The organism is Gardnerella massiliensis (assembly GCF_003408845.1).
In the GTDB taxonomy this organism is placed as follows: domain Bacteria; phylum Actinomycetota; class Actinomycetes; order Actinomycetales; family Bifidobacteriaceae; genus Bifidobacterium; species Bifidobacterium vaginale_H.
The window spans coordinates 223875-250174 of record NZ_LRTV01000001.1 but is presented as its reverse complement, the minus strand read 5'-3'; the positions used below and the strand labels follow the sequence as shown (position 1 = coordinate 250174).

At 43.7% G+C, this 26300-nt stretch carries 22 protein-coding genes and 1 pseudogene; 14 read left to right on the top strand and 9 right to left on the bottom strand.

The window, feature by feature from the left end:
- Positions 1-6: 6 nt before the first annotated feature.
- The 9 genes from AXE77_RS00920 to AXE77_RS00880 all read left to right on the top strand — a co-directional run bounded on the left by AXE77_RS00920 (position 7) and on the right by AXE77_RS00880 (position 9808).
- Entirely contained in the window at positions 7-531 is a 525-nt protein-coding gene (locus tag AXE77_RS00920) for a hypothetical protein (protein ID WP_116711702.1), read from the top strand.
- A complete protein-coding gene (locus AXE77_RS00915) occupies positions 531-1667 on the top strand; it encodes a vWA domain-containing protein (protein ID WP_116711701.1) in 1137 nt (378 codons plus the stop codon). The genes AXE77_RS00920 and AXE77_RS00915 overlap by 1 nt, the downstream gene beginning before the upstream one ends.
- Complete coding sequence (locus AXE77_RS00910) at positions 1664-2791, top strand: vWA domain-containing protein (protein WP_116711700.1); 1128 nt, start codon at positions 1664-1666, stop codon at positions 2789-2791. Before AXE77_RS00915 ends, AXE77_RS00910 begins: the two co-directional genes overlap by 4 nt.
- A complete protein-coding gene (locus AXE77_RS00905; protein ID WP_116711699.1) occupies positions 2788-3384 on the top strand; it encodes a DUF6466 family protein in 597 nt (198 codons plus the stop codon). Before AXE77_RS00910 ends, AXE77_RS00905 begins: the two co-directional genes overlap by 4 nt.
- Before the next feature lie 119 nt (positions 3385-3503).
- Positions 3504-3692: a hypothetical protein gene (locus AXE77_RS00900; protein ID WP_116711698.1), complete on the top strand. Its 189-nt coding sequence runs from the start codon at positions 3504-3506 to the stop codon at positions 3690-3692.
- A 2-nt stretch (positions 3693-3694) separates the two neighbouring features.
- On the top strand, positions 3695-5350 hold the full coding sequence (locus AXE77_RS00895) for an esterase/lipase family protein (protein WP_116711697.1): 1656 nt from the start codon (positions 3695-3697) through the stop codon (positions 5348-5350).
- Between the two features lie 63 nt (positions 5351-5413).
- On the top strand, positions 5414-6856 hold the full coding sequence (gene purB, locus AXE77_RS00890) for an adenylosuccinate lyase (protein WP_116711696.1): 1443 nt from the start codon (positions 5414-5416) through the stop codon (positions 6854-6856).
- A gap of 16 nt (positions 6857-6872) precedes the next feature.
- Positions 6873-9308 (top strand): lysylphosphatidylglycerol synthase transmembrane domain-containing protein, encoded by a 2436-nt coding sequence (locus tag AXE77_RS00885; protein ID WP_116711695.1) that lies wholly within the window; start codon positions 6873-6875, stop codon positions 9306-9308.
- A 218-nt stretch (positions 9309-9526) separates the two neighbouring features.
- Positions 9527-9808: an HU family DNA-binding protein gene (locus AXE77_RS00880; protein ID WP_004119480.1), complete on the top strand. Its 282-nt coding sequence runs from the start codon at positions 9527-9529 to the stop codon at positions 9806-9808.
- 186 nt (positions 9809-9994) lie between these two features.
- Here AXE77_RS00880 and AXE77_RS00875 read toward each other — a convergent pair whose 3' ends face one another.
- The 3 genes from AXE77_RS00875 to AXE77_RS00865 all read right to left on the bottom strand — a co-directional run bounded on the left by AXE77_RS00875 (position 9995) and on the right by AXE77_RS00865 (position 13253).
- Positions 9995-12346, bottom strand: coding sequence for a RelA/SpoT family protein (locus tag AXE77_RS00875; protein ID WP_116711694.1), 2352 nt, complete (start codon positions 12344-12346; stop codon positions 9995-9997).
- Positions 12347-12479: 133 nt separating this feature from the next.
- On the bottom strand, positions 12480-12959 hold the full coding sequence (gene dut, locus AXE77_RS00870) for a dUTP diphosphatase (RefSeq protein WP_116711693.1): 480 nt from the start codon (positions 12957-12959) through the stop codon (positions 12480-12482).
- A complete protein-coding gene (locus AXE77_RS00865) occupies positions 12960-13253 on the bottom strand; it encodes a DUF4193 domain-containing protein (protein WP_116711692.1) in 294 nt (97 codons plus the stop codon).
- A 161-nt stretch (positions 13254-13414) separates the two neighbouring features.
- Between AXE77_RS00865 and sepH the strand changes: the two genes are divergently transcribed.
- Positions 13415-14647 carry a septation protein SepH gene (gene sepH, locus AXE77_RS00860; protein WP_116711691.1) on the top strand — a complete coding sequence of 411 codons (1233 nt, stop codon included), beginning with the start codon at positions 13415-13417 and terminating at the stop codon, positions 14645-14647.
- A 174-nt stretch (positions 14648-14821) separates the two neighbouring features.
- Here sepH and AXE77_RS00855 read toward each other — a convergent pair whose 3' ends face one another.
- Positions 14822-16099 carry an alkaline phosphatase family protein gene (locus AXE77_RS00855; protein ID WP_116712035.1) on the bottom strand — a complete coding sequence of 426 codons (1278 nt, stop codon included), beginning with the start codon at positions 16097-16099 and terminating at the stop codon, positions 14822-14824.
- 171 nt (positions 16100-16270) lie between these two features.
- Here AXE77_RS00855 and AXE77_RS00850 point away from each other — a divergent pair, with 171 nt between their 5' ends.
- Positions 16271-18931, top strand: a complete 2661-nt coding sequence (locus AXE77_RS00850; protein ID WP_116711690.1) for a DNA gyrase/topoisomerase IV subunit A — start codon at positions 16271-16273, stop codon at positions 18929-18931.
- Between the two features lie 112 nt (positions 18932-19043).
- Positions 19044-21020, top strand: a complete 1977-nt coding sequence (locus AXE77_RS00845; protein ID WP_116711689.1) for a PASTA domain-containing protein — start codon at positions 19044-19046, stop codon at positions 21018-21020.
- Positions 21021-21177: 157 nt separating this feature from the next.
- Here the strand turns inward: AXE77_RS00845 and AXE77_RS00840 are convergent.
- The 4 genes and pseudogenes from AXE77_RS00840 to AXE77_RS00825 all read right to left on the bottom strand — a co-directional run.
- A pseudogene (locus AXE77_RS00840) lies at positions 21178-21297 on the bottom strand (LPXTG cell wall anchor domain-containing protein); the annotation flags it as partial.
- Positions 21298-21451: 154 nt separating this feature from the next.
- On the bottom strand, positions 21452-21640 hold the full coding sequence (locus tag AXE77_RS00835) for a DUF3791 domain-containing protein (RefSeq protein ID WP_205727518.1): 189 nt from the start codon (positions 21638-21640) through the stop codon (positions 21452-21454).
- A gap of 41 nt (positions 21641-21681) precedes the next feature.
- A complete protein-coding gene (locus AXE77_RS00830) occupies positions 21682-21927 on the bottom strand; it encodes a DUF3791 domain-containing protein (RefSeq protein ID WP_116711686.1) in 246 nt (81 codons plus the stop codon).
- The gene (locus tag AXE77_RS00825; RefSeq protein WP_116711685.1) at positions 21920-22102 is read right to left on the bottom strand and encodes a hypothetical protein; all 183 of its coding nucleotides are present in this window, start codon (positions 22100-22102) and stop codon (positions 21920-21922) included. Before AXE77_RS00825 ends, AXE77_RS00830 begins: the two co-directional genes overlap by 8 nt.
- Positions 22103-22410: 308 nt before the next feature.
- Between AXE77_RS00825 and AXE77_RS00820 the strand changes: the two genes are divergently transcribed.
- Together AXE77_RS00820 and AXE77_RS00815 are read left to right on the top strand one after the other, a co-directional pair.
- Positions 22411-22818 (top strand): hypothetical protein, encoded by a 408-nt coding sequence (locus AXE77_RS00820; RefSeq protein WP_116711684.1) that lies wholly within the window; start codon positions 22411-22413, stop codon positions 22816-22818.
- A 55-nt stretch (positions 22819-22873) separates the two neighbouring features.
- A complete protein-coding gene (locus tag AXE77_RS00815; protein ID WP_116711683.1) occupies positions 22874-23983 on the top strand; it encodes a type II TA system antitoxin MqsA family protein in 1110 nt (369 codons plus the stop codon).
- Between the two features lie 167 nt (positions 23984-24150).
- On the opposite strand, the gene AXE77_RS00810 is transcribed toward AXE77_RS00815, so the two are convergent.
- Positions 24151-26300 (bottom strand): InlB B-repeat-containing protein (locus tag AXE77_RS00810; RefSeq protein ID WP_116711682.1); only part of this gene is annotated, 2150 nt, incomplete at its 5' end.

Here is a 26300-nt window from a genome sequence, read left to right as displayed (position 1 = left end):
GTGAGTATGTCACAAATTCACGGTCAACTCCACGACGAAACATTATTCGTAAGCCTTTTAGCAGCGACCTTGCTAGTAATAATTGTCGCGGGCGTATTGTTGTACTTTACCTTCAAGAGATCGACGACGCTGAGCAATAATTCTCACGCTACACAAGACGCTGTGCACGTTCACAATGCTCATAAACAAGCATGGCGCAAAGAAATAGATAATATTGTGCAGCAATACAATCAAAACGAGTTGAGCCAAGATCAAGCTTGCGCACAATTAGCAGCTGTGGCAAGAACTTACGTTTCCCTGTTGAGTGGGGAGGATATTAATACGCACACGTTGGGCGAATTAAGTTCACTTCGTCTTAAATGGCGTAACAAAAAAGGTGCCGATATGTTGCGACAAACCATAGCAGCATTGTATCCTCCGGAATTTGCAGACAGTGAAGAAAACGAGCAGGCGCGAAATACCAGTGTTGAGCAGGCTGCTGGCTGGGTGTTGGCGTTACTCGAGGGGTGGAATGCCAGGGGGCAACGCTGATGAGTAAAAATTGGCGGGAAGCATTATGGCCTTGGAAATGGCAGTGGCCACTACTTTTGGTTGCAGGAGTAGTTTTGAGTGCAGTGCTTATCGGTTTAGTACTCGTATGCGATATGCTGCATGAAAGAAAGCTTAAAAAACAGTATCGCGAGCATCAGCACAGTGAGAGTAACAACTTTTATACTTTTACACTTGACGACGATTTACAGGGTGCTGTTACAAGTCGCATTTGGCATGAGTGGCGCATAATGAAACGTTGCGCAAGTGTTATGCTTACAATTTCGCTGGTTGGTGCTCTTGTAACTGCTGCCAGACCAGCTCGAGTATTGAATGCCGACGAACAAGTAAGCTCTCGCGATATAGTGCTTTGCTTAGACGTTTCCGGATCTGCCCTCCCCTACGATCGCGAAGTTATCCAAGCGTACCTCAATTTTATTGAGCATTTTCAAGGTGAACGTATTGGACTCAGCATTTTCAACTCGACGTCAAGAACTGTTTTCCCACTTACTGACGATTATCGTATGGCAAAAAAGCAGCTGCAATATGCCGCTAACCTACTTGGTGGCGTTCAATCGCAAAATCGTATTGATCATTTGCAAGAGCGTCAGTATCAGCAGATTTCAGATTGGCTTGACGGCACGCAAAATCGTAAAAATGCAACGTCGCTTATTGGAGATGGTTTAGTTAGTTGTGCTGCGATGCTACCGGGATTTATTTACGGCTCCGCTCATAACGCTCGCAAAGTTCAAAGCAGGTTTAACCGCAGCGCTTCTATAGTTCTTGCTACCGATAATGTAGTTTCTGGTAAGCCAACATACTCTTTGAAACAGGCTTTAGACTTAACTGCTAGAGCGCGAATACGGGTTGACGGATTATATTCCGGAGCAAAACAAAACGAGAACAGCGATACTACTCTCGAAATGAAAAATCTTATCGAATCTCAAGGCGGTGTCTTCCTAACGCAACATGACACGGATTCGGTGCTTACGCTGGTAAAAGAAATCGAACGGAGGCGTAGCACGATTCCTCACGGGAATATGCAATCTGCTTTTAGTGACGATCCAGGAATATGGGTGCTGCTCACTATTATCAGTTTGTTAATTTGGCTTGCCCTTTCAAAGAGGATAAAGCGATGAGTATAACAATGTTTTCTACCGCATCGTTACTAAATTTGGCACAATTGCGTGCTTCTGATACTTCGCAAGCCGGGCAACTTGTGCTCGCTCCTTCCTACGGATGGATTGTTGCAGGGATTGCAATACTTCTGCTATTTGCTGCAATCTGCTTCGAAATAGTGCCGTTACGCAGGAACCTGACACTTACTAATGAAACGTTAGCAATGCGAATACGTCGAATCGTCATTTGCTTACTGCTTATGGTTTGCGCACTTTCTCCTAGCGTTATGCGAGCAACATTACAGCGTGCAGTCAATGCTACTAACGTGATTATTGCCCTCGATATTACCGGTTCAATGCGAGCTAATGATGCGCAATATGGTCACGATGGTCGCATGACGCGTATTGACGCTGCTCGAAAAGTAGTAAAGCAAATCACGAAATCCTACGCTAACGCAAGCTATGCTGCAATTTCCTTCGGAGCATCAACCTGCGTCGATGTGCCATTAACACCAGATGCTAAAGCCGTAGACAATTGGATAGATACGCTTCGTACGGAACCAACCAGCGTAGCGCAAGGAACAAGTCTTGACGCGCCTATTGACCAAACGTTACTTACCGCAAAAGCTATTCACGACGCTCATCCTGACGACACCACCGTCTTATATGTAATAAGTGATGGCGAAGAAACAACTCAGCGCAAACGACGCACATTCTCATCATTGCGAGGCTATATTACGCATGCCTTCGTTATTGGCGTAGGCTCTGCTCAAGGCGCTCGCATACCGATAGGTCGTACAGAACTTACGTTGGACGACGATAGCACAGATCAGAACACTGATGCGAGTGAATCGAAAGACTGGGTTATTGATCCCTCAACAGGCAAGCCTGGTATTTCGAAGCTGGATGAGAAAAATCTGCGCAACATAGCAGACGAGTTAAGCGGAAAATACGTACATATAGTGCGTAACGCAACGATTGGCAGTGAAGCAAAATCTATTCTTTCTCACCAATGGCGCATGAACGAAACCGCTAAACCTCGTTTGAGGCCGGAACCTGTTATTTGGCCATTTGCGGCACTTGCGGCGGCTTTATTACTGTGGGAACTTATAGCGTGGCTCATTACATCGAGGAAATTAGTATGAAGCGTATATCTAAACGCGTAATAATACGCATTGTTGCCTCTCTTTGCATACTTGTCGCAATAGTAGTTGCGTACTACGCAATTGTGAATTGGCGAGCGCAATGCACGTATAACGCTGCAACTAATAATCTTATTGCCAATATGAAAGCTGCCAGGAGTATCGACAGTGACAAAGAGGTTTTGTTGACGCAGCAGCAACAAACTAATGCGCAATTTGAAGAGGCGCGTGCGCAGCGGATAATACTTATGCCGAAACTAGTAAGCAATATTGATCATAACGCCGCATTGTCTTATGAACTTACTGCTTTGTTGAAGAAAAAAATTTATAATGAGCATACGTCTTCATCTCAACGCAAGAACCAGCAGCAGCGTCAGAACGGTACTCAGTCTTCCCAACGTTCTCAACCTTCTCAAAAGAATAAGGATTCTCAAACACAGCAGGATCCGCGATTAAACGATGAGCAGCGCAATAAGGTAGAACACTTGTTGCAGCAAAATAATCATGTTGACCAGCAATCGTTGCAGGACGAGCGTAATCAAGAAAAGACAACGAAACGTACACAAAGTGGCGATGAAGATACTAAGCCTTGGTAAAGTGCGTTGCTGGTGTTGTTGAAGTAGGATTTTTCTAGCGCAGCGTTCGTGAGAAAGCTTTTATCCACAATGCCTGTTTTTTCGTGACATTGCTTAAATTAGTGTGTGTAATACTATGTATGAACACATATTATGAATGGCAGTGGCTTATACAAAACACTCAACAATGCGCCAGGAGAATTCTTAGCGAATCCACGGCGCCAGAATTGCATGATTGGCAAGGTCTCGCTGCCGAGCATTTTCGGCGACAAATGCAAAATCTTGCGCGTCAAGCTCGTACGCTCTACGACGTTCGTGGAGGTATGTAGTTATGCCTTGGAAAGTTAAATCGACGGTTGTGGGCGGAGTAAAACTTGCTACCGCAACAAGTCATGCGTACACCGGTTTTGCTAGAAAACTGTATTGCATTGCGCAAGAGTTAGCGTCGTTAAGTTCGTCGTGGCATCATGCAGCTATGGTTATTGCAAGTCAAAGCACGGCATTGCAATCGGCGGCAAACAATACCGTAGGTAAGTATCCGTCGTCAGTGTTTACTGCACATGCTGCGCGGTCTAAATTGACGCCAAGTTTGTGCACTCACTATGCGCAGCAATGTAGCCATTTGTCGCATGTTGTAGAAGATTTAGCCTCTCTTATTATTCGTGCGAACAATTTGTACGCTAATGCTGAAGCGGCCGCTAGGGAACGATTCGATCAGCAGGTTGCACTAGTAACGCTTTTGGCACCTTGGATTGCAACACCTATTATTGGTGGTGCTGTTATTGCGGGTGCAAATGACGCTCGACAACATACCGGTTTAAAGCATGTTGCTAAATGGTCCCATGCGACAGCTCCTCTTCAGCAAGGGGTAATTCGTGGTCTCAGTCAGCATATAATGGTGAATCCTATTACTGGGCTTCCTATTTTTCTTGCAGAAAGTGCTCAAGGTACCCACGGTAAAATCGCACCAAATCTGAAGGGGACTGTCAAAAATAATCCTATAACTCAAGCTAAGCAGTATGCTAAGCGGTACGTGACTTCCCCAGTTCCAACCGTTGCTGGTGCGTTAAGTCTTGTCACCGCTAAAATTAACAACCTTATGCAAGGTGATACTCTGCATCTTACTAAGATTGAGCAGTTTTCGCGCAATCCTCAGTTCGTTCTTACGAAAAAAGGTGCCACTTTGGGTGAGGCGCTCGATAACTTAACTGAGTTAGCTGATGGGAATTTTGGAGTGCATCCTCCTCACGTCAATCCGGATGCCGCAACCATTGCTGTTCAACGTTTTAAGCGTGCTGATGGTACTACGTCGTGGCTGGTTACAATACCAGGAACTGACGGAAAGCCTCACTCCCCGTTCGGGTGGGAACAAAATTTGGAAGCAATGAGTAATGCTGCTTCCATGCGAAAGCAAGCTGATAGTACGAGGATGGTTGTTGAAGCTATGCGTCGTTCCGGAATTAAGCCGCAGGATCCTGTAGTTTTAGTCGGACATTCGCAGGGTGGTATTGTTGCGGCAAGCATTGCAAGCGATTATGCAAAGCAGTACAACATTAAGCATGTGGTCACTGCCGGTTCTCCTATTGCTAATCATCCTATTCCTAAGCGTACATGGGTTACGAGTATTGAAATGGAGGATGAGCTTGTGCCAACGCTTGATGGCAAAAACAATCCTATGAGGAAAAACTGGATTACTATTCATGGTCGTGCTACGCAGGTTCGAGGAGCTCAACGCATGTCTCCTAGTGGAGTAGCGCGCTTTATAGGAGGGCCGCGTGTTAAGCGAAAATTTGATGAAAACGGCGTACTTGTGGAGGATGTGCCAGAAGAAGGAACTCTCACCCACGATTTGCACTACCATAAAGCGGCGTATGAAGATGCATCGCAATTAGGTTCTGCAGCAATACGGTCGCAAGAGCAACATTTTCAGAACACGATTCGCGGAGAGCTTCAAAATACCTTCGTGTGGCAGGGAGTCATGCGATGAGTATGCAACTGTAAGTTTGCAATGTGCAATGCCTAATTCGTGGCATGTTGTAATCTTGCAAATATGAAGCTTACTGATATTTCTCCTGCAATAGCTCTTACTCCCCTCGACGGTCGTTACCATAATCAAACTTCAGCGCTTGTTGAATACTTAAGTGAGCCTGCGTTAAATCGCGAGCGCATGCGCGTTGAAGTTGAGTGGATGATTCTTCTTGCTAATGGTTACGAAGGGAATCATTACAAGCCGATTGTTAACGGTGTTGCCCCTCTTACTGAGGAAGAGTGTGCGTACTTGCGTTCTATTCCTGAGGAGTTTGATTCTGCTGGTATTGCTCGCCATGCAGCACATGAAGCGGTGACGCATCATGATGTTAAGGCGGTTGAATATTACATTGATGATGCGCTTGATGCAGCTGAAAGTAAGCTTAATCATGCGACGCAATTGTCTTCTTTAAAGACTCTTGTGCATTTTGCGTGTACGAGTGAAGATATTAATAATCTTTCTATTGCGCGTTGTGTAAAGCAAGCGGTCGCGATGGTGTATCGTCCTAATTTGGAAGCAATAGTTAATTATTTGGTTGAGCACGCAAAAGAGTACCGTGATCTGCCAATGTTGTCTCTAACTCATGGTCAACCTGCTACTCCGACTACGCTGGGTAAGGAATTGGCTGTGTTTGCGTACCGTTTGCAGCGCCAGCTTCGTCATCTTGATATTCAGGAGTATTTAGGCAAGATTAATGGTGCTACTGGTACTTTTGGTGCGCATTTAGCAGCATTCCCTGAGGTTGATTGGGTTGGCGTGTCGCGAGAATTTGTTGAGAATCGTATGGGTCTTGACTGGAATCCTTTGACTACGCAAATTGAAAGCCACGATTGGCAGGCCGAGTTGTACAGCACGGTGAGTCATATCAACCATATTTTGCATAATCTTGCTGTAGATGTGTGGATGTACATTTCTCGCGGCGTGTTTGTGCAGGTGCCGGTAAAGGGTGCCACTGGATCTTCTACTATGCCACACAAGGTTAATCCTATTCGTTTTGAGAATGCCGAAGCAAATCTTGAGATTTCTTGCTCATTGTTTGATACGTTGTGTGCAACGCTTACGGAAAGCCGCTGGCAGAGGGATCTTACTGATTCGACTACGCAGCGAAATATTGGTTCTGCTTTTGGTTATGCTCTTCTTGCGCTGAATAATCTTTTGGGAGGATTGAATTCTATTCATCCTAACGCTGATTTTATGGCTCAAGAATTGGATGATAATTGGGAAGTGCTTGGCGAGCCGATTCAAACTGCTATGCGTGCTGAAGAAATTGCTGGCGTCCCTGGAATGGAGCGTCCTTACGAGCAGGTGAAGGAATTGATGCGTGGTCGCCATATTTCGCACGATGATGTTGAGCAGTTTATTGCTTCTCGCGGTTTTGATGAGGCTACTACTGCCCGATTGCAATCGATGACTCCTGCTTCTTATACCGGTTTTGCTTCACGATTGGTGGATTTTATTCAATAGGTAGTCGATAGCGATTATGCAGTCTCAAGTCAATCCCAATCTTATTATTGAGGACACTCAACCGAGTTTAGTGCGCAATTGGGCGGATTTGCTGTACGCACTTTCGTCGGTAGTAATTGGTGTGCTCACTATACTCACTAGCATGTGGTTCTCTGCGACTACTGCTGGAGTTGAAATTGATGCCCGTAGTGCAGGTAAAATTATTGGCTTCATGTTTAATGGCGTTCCTTGTGCGCTTATTCAGCAAGCACTTACGCTTATTGTTGTTGCTGAAGTTATTGCCTACATGATTACTGCTAAACGTTGGGTTGATACTGCACTGTCTGTTATTACGCTATTTATAAGTTACGGTGCGGTTTGGCTGTTGTCTGGTGCGTTGTCTGCAACGCATTATGCTCCTTTGCTTCAAGTGTTTCATTCTCAGCCTACGTCAGCGTGGACTGATTTGTTGCCGGATATATATGCGGTTTTGGTTGCTTTTCTTACGGTGAGTGGACCTCGACGTGAGTATAAGCACGTCAGATGGGGCTGGAATGCCTTGTTTATTGTTGCTGCAATCCTGTTGCTTTCCTCTTGGGATTCGTATCCGGGAGTTATTGTTTCATGCTGTTTAGGAAGGGCTATTGGAACGCTTTTCCGTTTTGCTAAGGGAACGCGAAGCAAGGGTGCTTGGGGCGATGATATTGTTCTTGCGTTGAAAAATATTGGCATTGATAATCTGACACAATTATCGCGTAGAACTCAGCAGGATGATCATACGGGTGTGCTTCGGTCAAGTTTAGATGATGATTTGATTGAGAATTCTAGGCTGTACGATGCCACCGATATTCATTCAATGCGTTATGTGATTTCTGTATTGGATAATCAAGTGCACTTGCCGGGATATTTGAACCAGTTATGGCAATGGGTTCGTTTGGTTGATATTCCTACTAGGCGTGACCGTTCGGCTCGCCATTCTGTGCACCATCATCTTTCTATGTTGCTGGTGTTGCGCAACCTGCATTTACCTACAGCTAACGTGTATGGCGTAAGTGATAGCGATAAATCTTCTATTATGGTGTTTCACGCGTCAAATGCCTTACTGCCGTGCAATCTTAATACGTTAACGGTTGATGATGCTGCTCGCCTTATGCGTTATCTTGATGCTGCAAACGTGCGCGGTATTACTCATAGGCGTATCACTCCTGAAACGCTTGCCCGTCTTGAAGATGGCACTCCTGTTATTGCGGGATGGCAGAATGGCGATGTTGCGAGCGATGTGACGAATATTGCGCTCGATAAAGTACAGTTATTAACGCTTATTGCTGCCTGCACTGATACCGAAACTGCTATTAAGGCAGCGTTGGATTCGTGGGGTGCAGATAAGCTCGCCGAAATTTTGCCATTTATGCAGAAAGCTGCTATTCCAGCTTCTACTAGGGCGCTTCCTTCGTGGAATAAGCAAGTTTTTAAGCACTTGTGCGATAATCTTGGCAAAACAGTGGCGCTACATACGGATGAAGAGGACTACGATACTGTGCGGCTTGCACGCTTTAGTATCCGGTTCTTTGTGAGCCTCGTGCTTGCGATTGTTGCTATTGCGGTTGTAATCACTCAGTGGAATCCTCAGGAAGTGTTTGCCGCATTGCGCCACGCAAACGATGTTATGGTACTTATGTGCTTTGTTTGTAGCATGCTTGCTTGGCTCGGTTCTTCTATTACGCTTGGCTCCTTTATGGATGATCAGAAACCTTCTCCAACGGCACTTTTTGCTTCGCAAGTTGCTTCCGGCTTTACTGCCGTTTCTATGCCTGCTGGAGTTGGTCCTGCTTTTGTTAACGTACAAGTGTTACGAAAAAACGGTTATACTTCAGCTCAGGCGACAGCGATTACTAGTGCTGTATGGCTTATCCAAGCTTTGATGACTACTCTAGTTCTTCTTGCTATAGGTATTTTTACTGGAAGAAACGTGCTTTCCGGTATGATTCCAACGCATATGCTTATTGCTGCGATTGGTATTATTACGCTTATTCTTTGTACTCTTATGGCAATTCCGGCTGCTCGTAAAGCTATTCGCAAACGTTATTTACCAATTCTTTCTGATTATGGTCGCCAAATTAAAGAGCTAGTATCGCGCCCACTTCAGCTTGTTACAGGATCTTTTGGCGCTTTTATGCTGGTTACTTCTATAGGATTAGGCTATTGGATTGCGTTGCTTGCTTTTGGATATTACGCTAACCCTTGGGAGACCGTGTTACTTTTTCTGCTTGCGAATACTGCAGGTTCTGCAATACCTACACCGGGTGGTTTAGGTGCGGTTGAGGCTTCGCTTACTTTTGCTTTCACTTCAGTGGGCGTCCCCCCTACTATCGCATTGTCTGCTACTCTGTTGTATCGACTCATGTTCTACTGGGTGCGTATTCCTATGGGTGCTCTCGCTATGAAATGGCTCAGTAGTCGCGATCTTATATAACGATCTCGTAGTAAACAATATTGTAGTTTTTCTAAGAAATACGCCATTTTTTTAGTACTTTGTAACCGTTACGGGGGTACTTTTTGTATTTTTGCGAAAAATTAGGAAAAATATAGGGAAAAATATAGGAAAAAGGCCACATTTGTAGGGAAAATGTACTAATATCAAGTATGAACGTGGCCTTGTAAAGTTAAGGCCCCTAACACAAAGGATGCTGCATGGCATACAACAAGTCTGATCTCGTTTCGAAGATCGCACAGAAGTCCAACCTGACCAAGGCGCAGGCCGAAGCCGCCGTCAACGCATTCCAGGATGTGTTCGTTGAGGCTTTGCAGTCTGGTGAAGGTTTGAAGCTCACTGGTCTGTTTTCCGCAGAGCGCGTAAAGCGCGCTGAGCGCACTGGCCGCAACCCGCGTACCGGTGAAACCATCAAGATTCCAGCATCTTACGGCGTGCGTATTTCTGCTGGCTCTTTGTTAAAGAAGGCTGTTACTGCCTGAAATGAGGCGTTGACACTCATCTAGTGTCAGTATGTGCAGAAAATTAAGAAGGACGTTCCGAAGCTGGAGCGTCCTTCTTATTATGCGATGTAGTTTTGGGCTATGGCCCCTGGTTTTTAAGATAATAGGTATCAAAAACGGGGACGCGAGTTGACGCAGCCCCCGTAGTTTTCCGTAGTTTTTCGTTTAAATGTCTCCGCGTTCCATCTTTCGCAAACGCGGCTCCGCACTATCTTTTGCACCCGTAATTCGATACACGTCGAAAACGCCTTCAATCTTACGGATAGCAGCCAAAAGCGTGTTTAGATGCTGCGGATCGGCCATTTCAAAAGTAAACTGGCTGGTTGCTACACGATCGTCACCAGTTGCAATCGTTCCAGAAAGAATATTTACTCCATGATCTGAAAGAACCCTAGTAACGTCTGAAAGCAAGTGTTGACGATCCAACGCTTCCACTTGAACTTTCACCAAGAACAATCCCTTGTCGCTAGTCCACTGCACAGGAATAACGCGTTCAGGCTGAGTTTTTTGCAAATCAATCATATTCTGGCAGTCGGTGCGGTGCACAGATACGCCCTGGTTGCGCGTAATAAATCCAACGATGTTGTCTCCAGGAACAGGCATGCAGCAGCGAGCAAGTTTTACCCACACATCTCCAACGCCTTTAACTGACACTCCTAATGCCCCATTGGACTTACGATTGTGCTCTACGCGACGAAGAGGTAATGCCTCCTGCTCGACTTCCTCCGCAACTTCGTCCGCTCCAGCGTCTTTAACTAATCGCGAAATAACATTTTGAGTAGAAACTTGTCCTTCGCCAATAGCAGCGTATAAGGATTCCACATTCGTTGGCAAATTCAATTCGTCAGCAACGCCAATTAAGGCCTGCTGAGTCATCAAAGTAGTCAGAGGCAAGTTTCGCTTACGCATAGCGCGAGTTAGCTCGTCTTTGCCCTCTTCAATCGCCTCAGAGCGGCGTTCCTTGCTAAACCATTGACGAATCTTATTGCGGGCGCGAGGGCTTTTTACAAAACTTAGCCAATCTCGAGATGGTCCGGCAGTATCCGATTTTGAAGTTAATACCTCAACAGTGTCGCCGTTCACAAGTTTGGTATCGAGTGGCACCAAACGTCCGTTAACGCGCGCACCCATCATACGGTGACCGACTTCTGTGTGCACTGAGTAGGCAAAATCTACAGGAGTGGCATCTTGAGGCAACGCGACAATACGGCCTTTTGGAGTAAACACATACACTTCAGAGGCGCCAAGATCTTGTTTTAACGAACCCAAAAACTCGTCAGAATCAGGGGTTTCACTCGTCCACTCGGCAAGCTGCTGAATCCACTTAAGATTATCAGCTTCACTCAATTCTCTGCGGTCTTCAAGCTCACCTTCGCGTTTGCGATCGTCACTATCCGGCTTGCTTAACGCTCGCCCAGCTTGACCATTAGCCTTATACTTCCAGTGCGCTGCAATACCAAATTCTGCTCGCCTGTGCATGTCCCAGGTGCGAATCTGAATTTCTACAGGCTTGCCACCAGGACCAACAACCGTAGTGTGTAAGCTTTGGTACATATTAAGCTTAGGAGTTGCAATATAGTCTTTAAAACGTCCAGGAACAGGACTCCAACGTGCGTGAACGGCACCAAGCGCAGCATAACAATCACGAATTGAATCGACAATAATGCGCACGCCAACCAAGTCATAAATGTTAGCAAAATCGTGTCCGCGCACAATCATCTTCTGATAAATTGAGAAATAATCTTTTGGACGACCCTTTACTGACGCTTTTACGTGCTGCTCAGCTAAATCGGCATTGATTTCTTCAAGGATTTGACGCAAATAGACTTCACGCTGTCCTGCTCTGCGCGCTACCAGGACCACAATTTCGTTATAAATTTTTGGATAGAGGACTTTGAAACTCAACTCTTCAAGCTCGGTTTTAATAGCGTTCATACCGAGACGGTTTGCGAGAGGAGCGTATACGTCGAGGGTTTCACGAGCTTTTTTATGGGAGCTTGCTGGTTTAACATAACGCCAAGTGCGAGCATTGTGTAAACGGTCAGCGAGTTTAACAACTAGCACGCGCACGTCGCGACTCATTGCCACAACCATTTTACGAATGGTTTCAGCTTGGGCACTTTCGCCATATTCCATTTTTGATATTTTGGTAACGCCGTCTACTAAGCCGGCCACCGTGTCGCCAAATTCTGCGCGACATTCTTCAAGCGTATAATCGGTATCTTCTACCGTGTCGTGTAATAAGCCTGCTGCAACAACAATCGGTCCCATACCAAGATCGGCAAGAATTTGAGCAACCGCAAGAGGGTGAATAATGTATGGCTCTCCAGATTTTCGACGCTGTCCAGTATGTTGCTTCACTGCGCGATCATAAGCGCGGTGAAGAATACTCATGTCTTCGTCTGGATGGTGCCACTGGCACATATTCAATATTGGTGACAGCGGGTTACGGGAATCCTCACTGATTTCGCATCCAAGCCTATGAGAACCTTTCACATCGTCTTGAAGTTCACCCATCGCGACCACCTCCTGATTTGTTTACTATCCTACCCTCAAATGTGCGCAAGATATACCAAATCGCACATACAAATCAAATAAACACATACAATAAATCCGACTCAGCACATAACTGGTCGGATTTATGATGCTATTACTGCACTCCTGTTGAACCGAAACCTTTATCGGATCTATCAGAATCAGGCAACTTTTCAGCTGGAATAAACTGCGCTTCTACGTAACGTTGAATTACCATTTGTGCAATACGATCACCACGGTGGAATTGCACGGTATGTTCAGGATCAAGATTAATAAGAGGAACTTTAATTTCTCCTCGATAACCTGCATCGACGGTTCCAGGAGCGTTCAACACAGTGACGCCCTGTTTGGCAGCAAGACCAGAACGAGGGTGCACTAAAGCAACGTAGCCAGCAGGTAGTGCAATGGCAACACCCGTTGGCACTAAAGCACGCTCAAAAGGACGCAACGTAACATCCTCAGTAGTGCGTAAGTCGGCACCAGCATCTCCAGCGTGAGCATAACAAAGCGGTGGCAGTGTAGGCGTTTCATTATCGAGATACCGAATAAGCACCTCAACCTGTTCGGGGCCAGTGTAGGTCTCGTCGTATGCCATTTAAGCTGCGCACTCCTTGCAAACCGGCTGTCCGTCAGCAGTAGTTTCAGCCAACTGACTACGATGCTTCACTAAGAAGCATTCGGAACAAATAAATTCGTCGCCCTGCATAGGAATCACGGTTACTGAAGCATCTTCGTTACTTAAATCAGCACCCGGCAATTCGTAATCTTCAGCAATAGCGTTTTCATCATCATCAATGTCATTGGATGTACTCTGGGAGCTTTTACTCAAAGCCTCCAACGACTCCTCATCCTCATCCTTGCTACGAGGAGAATCATAATCCTGTGCCATTATGGTCCTTTCGTTTATTAAAGCTACCTACGCGCATAGCATACATGAACGCCACCCCGCATAGAATACTCTCTTTTTATCCTATTTAGAATGGTACAGAATGCAGTGTATGGACTAAAGTATATACATAGTATTGTTACAAGCGAAGAAAGTGGTGCACAATGCTTGAAAATCCGCCAAAAGAGGCGAGTTTCGATCATGTGGACGCGAACGGCGATTTAATTTTTATTTGCGAAAACACGCCGTTACGTGTTCAGGTGGACGACACGCTGGAACGCGCTATCGCTGAATCTCAACAGATTATTCGTAAGAACGGCGATGAACACAATGAGACAAATTCTCACGCGTCTGCTACGCCAGTTACGGCGACTTTGCCGATTTCACAAATTCAAGCGTTGATTCGCGCAGGCGTGGACCCTTCACATGTTGCGCAACGCTACAACGTCAGTGAGGCGCAGGTTCGACGTTTTTCTGCCGGCGTTGAAACGGAAAAGCAGTATGCTATCGAACAATTCCTCCTTGTTCCTGCACCGAAGCAAAGCAACATGCGTACGCTCGCCGATCTCATTGAAAGAACGCTTGCCAAAGCTCACATAGGAATGGAAACTGTCACTTGGCGTGCGACACGACGCGGATTAGAACCATGGCGTATAACAGCTACCTTCAAAACCGCAACTCGCACTATCAAGGCTGAGTGGACGTGGAATATGCATGACAACACGGTGACGTGTGCTAATCCTTCTTCAAGACTTCTTCTGGGAGAAGACGCCAACGCTTCAGAGGCTGCTAAGCAAGCAGCTTACGGTGGAAACTACCGTGATACTGTAAGCATTAATTTCCCATTTACTAGCGAAGAGCTACCTGGAAATTCAATTCGTTCAGCGCGAATCGAACGCGCTGTATCACAGTGGGAACTTAGAAACAGTGATAAACTTTCTGAAATTCAGCAAGACACTCCAGCATACGAGCAGCGCAATGATCTGCAAGAAGAAAACAGTGCCGTTGAAACTGACGTCAAAACTGCTCGCACAGCATCTCCTTTGACGGAAAACAAAACCGAAAAACAAGCCGCTAACAATGCTGAACAAGGTGACGTACCATCGCAAGAAGCTGAACGCGCGAAGCAAAGCGCACTCGCTGCCCAAAGTAACGCAGCACAACAGTCGTTAGCACAAAAAGTGCAGCAAGCAGAACAAGCTGACGCTCGTCGTGAGAAAAAAGCAAAAGAAGCAACGAGCGACCATACTGTTTCAACGTCTCAAATATCAGCAAAAAACGCTGACCGCGTTCAGGAAGCGCCGTCAAACGAAAAATCTTCTAGCGAACACAGCAAACGTAAAAGCGGGAGGGCTGCCGTACCAAGTTGGGATGAAATCCTATTCGGAGAAGGCTGAGTAAGTACCCTTTCGAAAAACGTTTGTTCTCTAGCTATAACAATTTTCGCTATAACAATTGTTGTGTGGCATCCTCACTTTGGGTGCCACACAATCATATTTCGGGAAAATCAACCAAATTACGGGTTAATTCTCTAATTAAACCAAATTAAATACAATCAAACTAAATCAAAATCAAACCAAATCAACCAAGCACGGAATGTCCATCTCTAAATGCGTTAAAGATCCGTGAACACTTGGAAGACTCATAGCTTTTTCAGTTTGCGTACGCGAATCAACAATAGTGCAAGCGCCTTGAGCTTGCACCAAAACGTCACCCAATATATCCTCAGAGCGCTCACAAACGCAACCAAAAACGCCATCCGCAATGGCTTCCTTCTTAGTCCTCACTAAAGCACGGTCCCCTAAGACGGTATTCCACCGGTTAGCTACTTCCTCTACCTCAACACCATCCTTCACATACACCATTACCGAACGTGGCTCTCCCCCAATCATGGCAACATCACGCATCAAATCAGCCTGCTTAGCAATGTCAACGCAAGCATCAGGATCCGTTTGAATCATCCCATGATCGGCAGCAATAACAATGACGGTTCCAGGTGCGCAATTGCGCTGCAGCAAACGCAACTGCTCATCAACCTGCTCAAAAGCCGCAACCCACTGCTCAGAATCCCAACCATAATTGTGACCAACTTTATCCGTATCACGCAAATACAAGTAGGTCAGCCCAGGCGATTTCGTACTTGCCGCAGCCTTCATAATACGAGCTCGAGGTGTGCCAGCCGTAACATAGTGAGCGCCACGAAAAGCAGCCTGAGTAAGCGGAGAATGTTCAAACTTCGCTAAGCTCACACTGTCTACACGAACACCTTGAGCAACGAGACTTTCAAAAAGAGTAGGCTGCTGCTGCAAAACTAGAGGATCCGGCGCATCCTTAAACTGAATCAACTGAGCAAGATTACCAGTCTGCGCATTTTTCTGCGTATAACCAGTCATACATGTAAGACCTGGGCAAGTGCCAGTACCAAAAGTGGCCATCGCTGCAACCGTAGTGCTCGGTACACACGTACTAATAGGACGCTGATTGATTGGTTCGTTAAGCAAAGAACGCAGATAAGGGGCGTGCCCCTGACGCATAAGAATATTCCAGTAACCCAAGCCGTCAACAAGTACAACAATTGCGGCACGAGCTTTCGGAATGCCGAGAGATTCGCGAAGGAAACCCGGATTCTTGTGTACAGCAGTGCTCACCGGAGCGCCGATAACATCACTAAGAGCAGGAAGAAGAGAAGAAATATGAAGCGCGCCACCTCGCTGCCGTATAGGATTTGACGCATGATTTCGATGCGAATCTTCAGAAACTTGAGAAACTTCAACATCACAAAAATCACCATAAGTAACGTTATCTACAAACTGAAACAGCTCTTTTTTTGACGGCACATCAACACTCATACTCACTATTGAACCACTGACACCGCATCGCAAACGACACAACAATGAATCATTACTGCTCAGCAACACAAAATAAGCGAGCAAGCCCGCGCAAATATCACCTGTCACATGCGATTGTGCATAGAAATTGCTAGTATTGAGAGCCGTAAAGTCATTCAAGGAGTTCAGAATATGCCTTCACGCCGTCATACAACGCAACCAGCTTTCGACCCTAGAAAAGTAAAAGAGCATATTGTTGAAACACCATTAAATGAGGAAATGAGCAAATCGTTCCTCGAATACGCTTACTCTGTTATTTACGCGCGAGCGCTACCAGACGCTAGAGATGGCATGAAACCAGTGCAACGACGCATCGTGTACCAAATGGGCAACATGAACCTTACTCCGGAACACGCGTATATGAAATCTGCTCGTGTTGTTGGTGAAGTTATGGGTAAACTGCACCCTCACGGAGACTCAGCAATATATGAGGCCATGGTGCGTTTGGCGCAACCTTTTTCATTGCGATTGCCGTTAGTTGACGGCCACGGTAACTTCGGTTCGCTTGACGACGGTCCTGCAGCCTCTCGATACACGGAAGCACGTTTAGCTCCAGCAGCACTTGGCATGAATGCTGATATTAACGAAAATACGGTTGACTTTACCCCAAACTACGACAACAAACTCAAGGAGCCAACAGTACTGCCAGCTGCGATACCAAACCTGCTGGTAAATGGCGCTTCCGGTATTGCCGTTGGCATGGCCACCAACATGGCAACGCACAATCTTGGCGAAGTTGTTGCAGCAGCACAATACGTGATGAAACATCCTAACGCCACCCTCGACGACCTCATGAAGCTGGTACCAGGACCAGACTGGCCGGGCGGAGGCATTATTATTGGACGAAGCGGAATCCGCGAAGCATACGAAACAGGACGAGGAGCTTTCACTACCCGTTCAACCACGCATATTGAAAATATTACCGCTCGCAAAAAAGCAATTATTGTTACTGAACTTCCGTTTATGGTAGGTCCCGAACGAGTCCTCGAACGTATTTCCCAAGGCATAAAAGCTAGAAAACTTGACGGCATCTCAGGTGCAATCGACCTCACCGACAGGCATAACGGCACACGTCTCGTCATAGAAATTAAAACAGGCTTCGACCCTAATGCCGTACTCGCACAATTATTTAAGCACACTCCACTGCAGGAAAGCTTCACAATTAACAACGTTGCGCTAGTAGACGGCAGGCCTCGCACTATGGGACTAAAAGAACTACTCGACGTGTGGATAGCACACCGCAGGACCGTAGTTCGCAGGCGCAGCGAATTCAGACGCACCAAAGCTCAAGAACGACTGCACTTAGTAGACGGTTTGCTACTCGCATTACTCGATATTGATGAAGTTATTCAAGTTATCCGATCCTCAGATGATGCGGACGCAGCCAAAGCTAAGCTGATAACAGTATTTGATCTTGACGATATTCAAGCCCAGTACATTCTCGATTTACGTTTGCGCAGACTTACTAAAATGAGTCGCATCGAACTCGAAAGCGAACGGGAAGATTTACTGAAAAAAATCGACGAACTCAACCAAATCTTAGGATCTGAAGCGGAACTTGACCGCGTTGTTATAGCAGATATGAATGAGGCGGTGCGTCAATGGGATACTCCGCGCAGAACAGTCCTCCTAGACGAAACAGAAGACGGTAGTTTCGTACCCGTAGAAACCAAGGGAAGTAAGCACAATGAAGAAGTAGCGTTGAAAGCTGTACAATCAGCAAACAAGCTAACTTCAGCACAGGCAGACATTGCAGCAGCAAACGCAGCCCTTAAAGCCGGGGAAACGGAAGCTGCTTCCGTAGCACTACAGTTAAGTGACGAACCTTGTGCCGTAGCATTAAGTACTTCAGGAGTCATTGCGCGAACAAGCGTGGAAATATTAGAACATTGGAAAGAGCATAGAGACAACGTATTCGACACTCCTTGCGCATCAATGTTCGCCACAACCACTCGCTCAACATACGCTCTTATTACTTCAGCAGGACGCTTAGTTCTCGCACACGTTGCAGATCTTCCCCAGATCAATGTTGAAGAAGGAAAACCAGCCTTGCTTACGCGCGGCGTAATAGCGCAAGAACTCCTCGCTTCAACAGAAAGTACTGAACCCGTTGCAAACGAGCGTGTTATTTCAGCAATGCCATTAGACACCGCCGAATCTCCTACCCCACTAGCTTTAGGAACCAGCAATGGCGTAGTAAAACGTTGGAATGGTGAATCACCAACAACTATGGATTCTTGGAGCATTATTGATCTTAAAGATGACGATACAGTAGTTTCGGCAGCGCCGGCACGAGGCGACGATAGGCTCGTGTTTATTAGTACTGATTCTTCGCTGCTCACTTTTGAAGCGAAACAAGTTCGCCCACAAGGTCGCACCGCAGGCGGTATGGCTGGCATTCGCTTAGCAGAAGGCGAAAGCGTGGCAGCGTTTGCAGTAGTGCCACACGAAGATATTGAATGGCATTATGAAGAAGGAGAAAACGGGCTTTTCTCCGCATCTGGCACAGTCGTGTTCACCGTAGCTGGAGACAGTGAGGCACTGCCTGGTACCGAAAATGGTGCTGCAAAACTTACACCTTTCGACATGTACCCAACAAAGGGACGTGGAACCGGCGGCGTGCGCTCGCAGCGCTTCCTCAAAGGACAAGATACACTGATTCACGCATACGTTGGGTATTATCCGCTTCAGGCTGTTACTGCTAAAGGAAACCGAGTGGAATTGCCTAAACCAGATATGCGCAGAGATGGTTCCGGCACCGAGCTTGTGTCTCCAATTGCACATATTGGTTAGACGCCTTGCTTTTGAATTAATCAAACAAGACGAATATAAATAAACCGATATGAATATAAACCGTAATATAATAAACAATAAATTTTATAAAGGAAAGTGAGAGGGAGCGATTATGGCATTTTGCACTAATTGTGGCAACAGTATAAAGGATGACGCAAAGTTTTGCGAACATTGCGGTTCACCTAACGAACTGTACGAAAATAGGTCTATACAAACTCAAGTAAACGAACAAGTGCAAAATTACTCAGGTGAACAAGCGCAAAATTACTCAGAAAATAGTAATGAAACGTATGCAACACAACAACCAGAAGAAACACTTGTTCTAAATATTAAGCAGGATACTTTTGCACAGCAGCCGATTCTTACTGAAGATACGACTAACAATCAGAATAGTTGGCAAGAACAGATTAATAGTAACGAGCAAGTAGTTAAGGAAGAATATAGGGATAATAGCGTAGGTAGCGCAGATACAGTAGATAAAAACGAGGAAAAGAAGCATAACAAAACGGCTTTAATTGTACATATTATTTGCACAGTAATTATTGCCGCTATAGCTGTTACCGCTGGAGTAATTTACTACTTTACCCAAGTAAACTCACGTTCAAATATGATTACAGTTCCAGTAATCAAAGTTGCAAATGCTCAAGAAGCAGCAACAAAATTACGCGCAACAGGTTTCACGGTGCGAGTTGTGCAAGAACCAAATCGACGCAAAAAAGGATCCTTTGTATCATTAAAAGGTGTTAAATCCGGTACGCAAGTCAAGTCTTCCACTACTGTAACCGTCGTTGAATCTCTCGGTCCTGGAATGCCTAAAGACGTTGTTGGAAAAACTTTAGAAAGTATCACCAGCGAAGTAAAAGCTATGGACTTGCCTGTAAAAGTGTACGAAGTTGCTGCAACTTCAAAACCAGGTACCGTTGTTGCAACCTATCCTTTGCCTGGTCAGGCTTTTGAAAAATCTGGTGACGATGATGCAATGCGCATTGCGGTAGGCGTACACAGTGATAAGAACGTTATTCCTGTTGATATTTTCGGTAGAAGTAAAGATGAAGCAAAAAATAAACTTGCAAATTATGGCATAAATAATATTGAGTTTAAGCCAAGATTCTCTTCTCGAAAACTTATTGGTAAAATTGTGGCCTCCTACCCTGCTTTGGGTAGCGAGGTTACAGAAGAAAACGAAAAAGTTACACTATATTATGGTATTGATGCTAAAGATACTAAGAATTCTCTTACAATACCTTTAGGTACTGATTCGTATTCAGATTTATCGCCAAGCACGCGTATAGCAAGCAATCTTGGACCAATGGCCGGAGAATGGTGTACAAATTCTGGGAAATGCATATATTTGAATGAGTATTATCCAGATAACAACGATCATTCATATTCAAAAGTTTTACTAGAAGATCATCCCATGAAAATTCGTAGTGTAGCTGAATTACCAGAGGAAACTAGAATTAATGACAATGATCTGTCACTTACTAATTTCTCGCAAGACATATCCGCAACAATCTTATTTAATAGTGAAACGCCAGAAAATGATATGATGAAGAATCATTTGCTGTCTGGGGATACGGGAGCAGCTGAATTTTATGAAGGACATGATTTACCATCTTGTGGAAAAGTAAACAACTATGAGGGAAGTCCTAGCGCTTTCTGCGTTTATGGTAAATACATAAATCCAACTGATAATCCTGACCAATTTGAAGATGGCAATTATATTGGTTCTTATGATGATGCTGGCACCGGATTAGTTTACAGAATGCAAGATTTCTTCGTATTAATACCAGTAAACGCTAAACTAGAACAACTTGAAAAAAGCGGCTACTTTAGAGGTACTGGTAAGCATACTCCAGATTTAAATCGTCCGTTTATTTTGCGCAGAGATCCAAAGCTTTATAGCAAGACAGAGATTCCTATTCCTGATGATAGGGAGCCTGGACCAGATAATGATACAAGCCCATTTGTTCCAACCAAAAAACATAAGGCAATACCTTTTGCTCCTGCGCCAGATGATGACAATGCTTACTACAAGGTTGAAAATCCGGTTAATTGGTCGGATCTTCACAATGCAAAAACTTTATAATTTGCCAATATTGTTTAAATGATTTGCAGAATATAGTTTAAAATCGCATATAAATTAAGGCTTCTGACTTTATGCTATAAAACATTTACTCAGAAGCCTTAATTATTAAAACGTAAGCAATTAAAACTACGTATTACTTACAACTTACAACTTATAACTAGTTTCTGCGCTTGCGTTTAGTCGTTGCCGAAAGCGCTGTAACCCCTGCGAAGAGTGAGGCGATTGCGGCGGCCAAGATGGAAGCCATGGAAGCACCTGTTTGAGGAAGATGCTTAGCCGCATGCGCAGGAGTATGCGAACCCGGCTGCGTTGGCTGAGTAGTCGGTTGCGTAGGTTGCTCAAAAAAACCATGCTATTTCTAAGGCTTTAGCAAAGGGCGGTATTGTAAGGGTGCAAAATTATAACAAAATCAGGTATCTATTTTGGAACAATCAAAGTCGTCCGCATTGCATTTCTTCTAACAGATCTTGCACCAAATACCCATCACTCATACAATGCATATCCGAAATACCATTACGCATCAAATCGTAAGTAACAGAATGGTAAAACACGTCAAGCGCCTGCTCATAACTCAACCCAGCACGCTCAGCAAGAAGACTTACAACCCTCGCATACTTCATTTGCAACAAAACAGGATTCGCCTTCAAAATCCATCACTCACCTAAATCTTTGCCACACCTTTTTCGCGCATGAAAGAAATAATGTCGTTTGTAATATACTCTTTGCCTTGAGTGTGCAAAACATCATAAGATGGCACAATATAAGACATAAGAATATTACTTTTCTTAGTCAAAGCATCATACGTATCGCGAGGGTTTTGATTAAGCTTCTTAGCAACATTTTCAATACAAAATATTGCAAAATCAAGCTTATCTTTGTCAGAGACCTCTTGCTTATTATCATTCATCTTCAATATCTTTCAACAACTCAGCAAATGAACTGTATGTTTTCACATTAGGATCATATTTCATTTGCTTAGCTTCTTCAAATGCAGCAAGCGTATCAGCATTAGGAATATGATATTTCTTGCAAAGAGCACAATCTGTTGTAGATAGATCAGAAATAGTATCTAAATCAGGCATACAACCCTCCTACTGCAAATATGTGTTACTAGTAAAGACAAAATAGCAGCAATAAAAAAATAATACAATATTCAACAGCATAAGCAATACTGTAAATAACCAAATGATGAACATCTTATTTATACTAAATAAAAGTTTTCAATTTACATTTTCTTGAAGATAATCTTAAAGGATAAAAACAAATCAAACAAAAATACTGCACTAATAGATTTTATTCCAAAATCTATATAAAACTATTTATGCATTAATAGATGCATTTTTCTTGATAAATACACCTATTTTTTGTATCATAAGAGTGGAGGTGGTATATGAACAAGCATTATAATCAGAATTACACAAAAGAAGAAATTTCAGCAATACTTGCAAAGATAAAAGACTGCATAAAAAATGACCGTTTTACCATCTCATTAAACGACAATCGTCAAGAAAACATAAACTTCATTCGAGAATACAACATACGATCAGATATTCAGAAAGATATACTTCTCAACATAGAAGTGGAAGATTTTTGTCATTCGTTAAAAAACAAAAAAAGAGGCTATGAATATGAAACGCTTTACGTATTCGCACCACGTGTAAAACTATCACACGTAGGTAAATGTGAGATGGTAAACATTTACACGAAGTTTAATATCATTACTATTTCTCAGCAAAATAGAACAGTTGTTATTTCGTTCCATAAAGCAAATAAACAGATAGATTATTTATTTAAATAATCTAATAAACAACTCAAAAATAATAAATCTGCTAATTCTCAATAAAAGGCTCATAATGAAAGATAATAAAACATTTTGCGAAGAATGTAGGAATGATGTTGAGTACTCAGCAAACTCCGTTCCAATGACCGCAACTATTAAAGGAAAACAGTATTCCTACACTGGCACAGAAGCACGCTGCAAAGAATGCGGTTCTGCCGTATATGTACCTGAAATTATCGACACGAATCTTCGAGCATTGTATGACGAATATCGCAAAGAAAACAATATTATTCCGCTTGATGAAATCAACGAAATACCTACTAAATACGCAATAGGTAAGCGCCCACTTTCGCTACTACTTGGCTGGGGCGAACAAACATTTTCTAGATTTGCAGACGGAGACATTCCTTCAAAACAATATTCTGACACTTTGCAACGCATTTATAATGACCCAGAATATTACTTGCAATTGCTAATAAGCAATAAGAATAATCTTAAATCCGCGCTTAGCTATGAGAAAAGCTATAAGGCAACCCAGGAACTATTACTTAAGTCCAACAATGCTTCAAAAAGTAACGATCATATTAGTGCAGATTCAAGTCGAAAAATAAACGATGTAATACAATATTTACTCGTAAAATGTGAGGACATTACTCCTCTAGCCTTGCAAAAATCGTTGTACTACATACAAGGTTTTCACTTTGCCTTCTATAAATCGTTCTTATTTACTGACGATTGTCAGGCTTGGGTTCATGGACCTGTATATAAAGATATCTATTTGCGCTATAAAGACTACACTTTTAGTCCAATCGATTCGCCAGCAACAGAAATATCAGGAATTAAATCATCAGAAAAATTAGCTGATTACAAATACGCTCAAAAAAGCGATATCACACGACTTACAGCAGAACTAACAACTACACTATCTGCTACGGAAAAAGCAGTATGCGATGGTGTGATTGACAATCTTTGCTGCTATAGCGGTAAAGAACTTGAACGATTCACGCACCATGAGGAACCTTGGATACTTACTCGCGGCAATCTAAAAACTGGTGATTCATCAAATAAAATAATCAGCAAAAATATAATCGGCGAATATTTTACGAAAATAAAAGAAAAATACAATATGATAAACCCAGACGACATTCGCCAGTATGCGCAAGACATGTTTGCCAAGAAATAACTAAACCGAATATAAATCCTCCTGCTGCAATACGCTACGCAGGAGGATTTTTGTAAATAACTCACGCGCAAGTAATAAGTCAACTACCAAGTAGTGTTACTAAGTAATTTTACTCAGTAACACTACACAACTACTTAACTTGCATCAACATGTATAATCAACTGTTTCTAATTTTTACGGTGCCGCTTTGAAGTTGCTCCCAATGACGCAACGCCGGCGAAGAGTGAGGCGATTGCGGCAGCCAAGATAGAAGCCACGGAAACACCTGTTTGCGGAAGATGCTTAGCCGCATGCGCAGGAGTATGCGAAACAGGCTGAGTAGTTGGCTGCTCAGGCTGATCTGGGGTTGGTGTTACAGGAACCGGCGTCGGCGTTGGAATTGGGGTTAGGGTTGGGATTGGCTCAGTATCCGGTGTTGTATCCGGTGTTGGTATATCATCCCAATCAATATCCGGAATAGGCTCCTCAGGCTTTGGCTGCACTGGTTTCTTCGCAACCGTAACGGTAGCAGATTTCACCACACTAGCCTTACCACTATCAGTAACACTAAACGTAATCTTATAGGATCCAACTTTCGTATTATCAAATCCACCATTATTAGTGAGCTTTACTTTACTAGTTAAGTCACCATCTTCCGGATCTTGAGCAGAAACGATAAGCGTCTTTAGATCAAGCGTATCGCCTTCAGTAATCGTCTTATCTTGCAAAGTAAGTGTTGGTGCGATATTAAGTTTGGTAAGTGGCACTGGTTTCTTCGCAACCGTAACAGTAGCAGACGCTGTTGCACTAGCACCACCATTATCGGTAACACTAAACGTAACCTTATAGGAGCCAACTTTCGTATTATCAAAACCACCGTTATTAGTGAGCTTTACCTTACTAGTTAAGTCACCATCTTCAGAATCTGTAGCAGAAACGATAAGACTATTCAAATCAAGCAGATCGCCTTCAGTAATCGTCTTATCTTGCAAAGTAAGTGTTGGCGGATAATTCGTATAAATCGCATACACCGTCATATCGTTTTTTACTGTAGTGCTAGCAAGGAACGCTGAACCCAATCCATCAGCTTGAGTATTCCACCCCCTAAAAGAATATCCATACTTCGAAGGATTGGAAGGCATAGACTGGTCAGTTAAAGCGTCAGTATCAATCGACTTACCCTCTTGCACTTTTACTTTCGCATACTCACTGCCCTCATTCATAAAAGTAACTGTATGACCAGCTTCTTTTTCCCACTTCGGGAACACAACGAATGTGTGGTTTGTAGTGCAATATTGTGTACCTAGTTTACTTCCAAACGTATTTACACCCTTGCTATCTCTAATCACAGCAAATAAATATGGGTAGGTAGTAGTTTGTTCGTTAAATGGTACATAGTCAACAGTTGTGTTATCTATTATCTTTTTATCGTCATCAAACATACGGTCATATGATGTATATGGACGTTTATTTGTTGCTTTTCTAGCAACATAGAACTGCCAGCCAGCAAACTTAAAACCTGCTTTTGTAGGATGCGTGGGATTGCCATCTTTATCTTTAGGGAACTGAATAGCGTTGTCCTTCACACGCAAGCGCGCAAAAATATTACCAGTTTTGTCATATGTGAACTTCCAATCGCCATCAGATTGATACTTGTTATTAATCTGAGGCTGGGAATACGAGAAACACTTACTAGCTACATTCTCATCTTTGGCATAAACAATTTCCAATACATTTAGACGAAAATACTTGTTTTGAGACTTTTTATCAGACCCTTTAGATGGAGTCCAAGTAAAGTATGTGGCATCGGGATCAAAAGCTTCGCCTTCATTAGTAGAAACATTATTGTACGTCACGTAATACGGGCTTGGAACTGTGCTGTTTACCACTGACACTATGTATGTATGGCTTGAATCATAGCTACCCAAGCTTTTAGTTGCATATGTAGCAGTATTAGGATCATAAGTGCCAGTTGTTTCTGCTACTACCTTGTTGTTATCAGTTTTATCTATTATCTTAAATTTGATTTTAGCAAACTCATTCTTTACGTCTTGTCTACTTGCGTCTAGCGTAGAACCAAAGTCCCAATTCTCAAAATTCAATTGACCAAAATCGCTATCGCTATTAATAAATGCTTTGTTATTATCGCTGTTCATAGTTTCCCAGCAAAGACTTACTTTAAGCTCGGTTTTTTCTTGCTGTTGTTGGTGATTAGGCTCTGGCTTACCGCTAGCAAAAAGCGCTTGATTAAAAATCGTTGGAGAAACTGAGTTTTCACTAACTTTAGACTTTGAATTAATATTTGATTCAGCTGTTGTATCAGAATTTGTACCAGAAT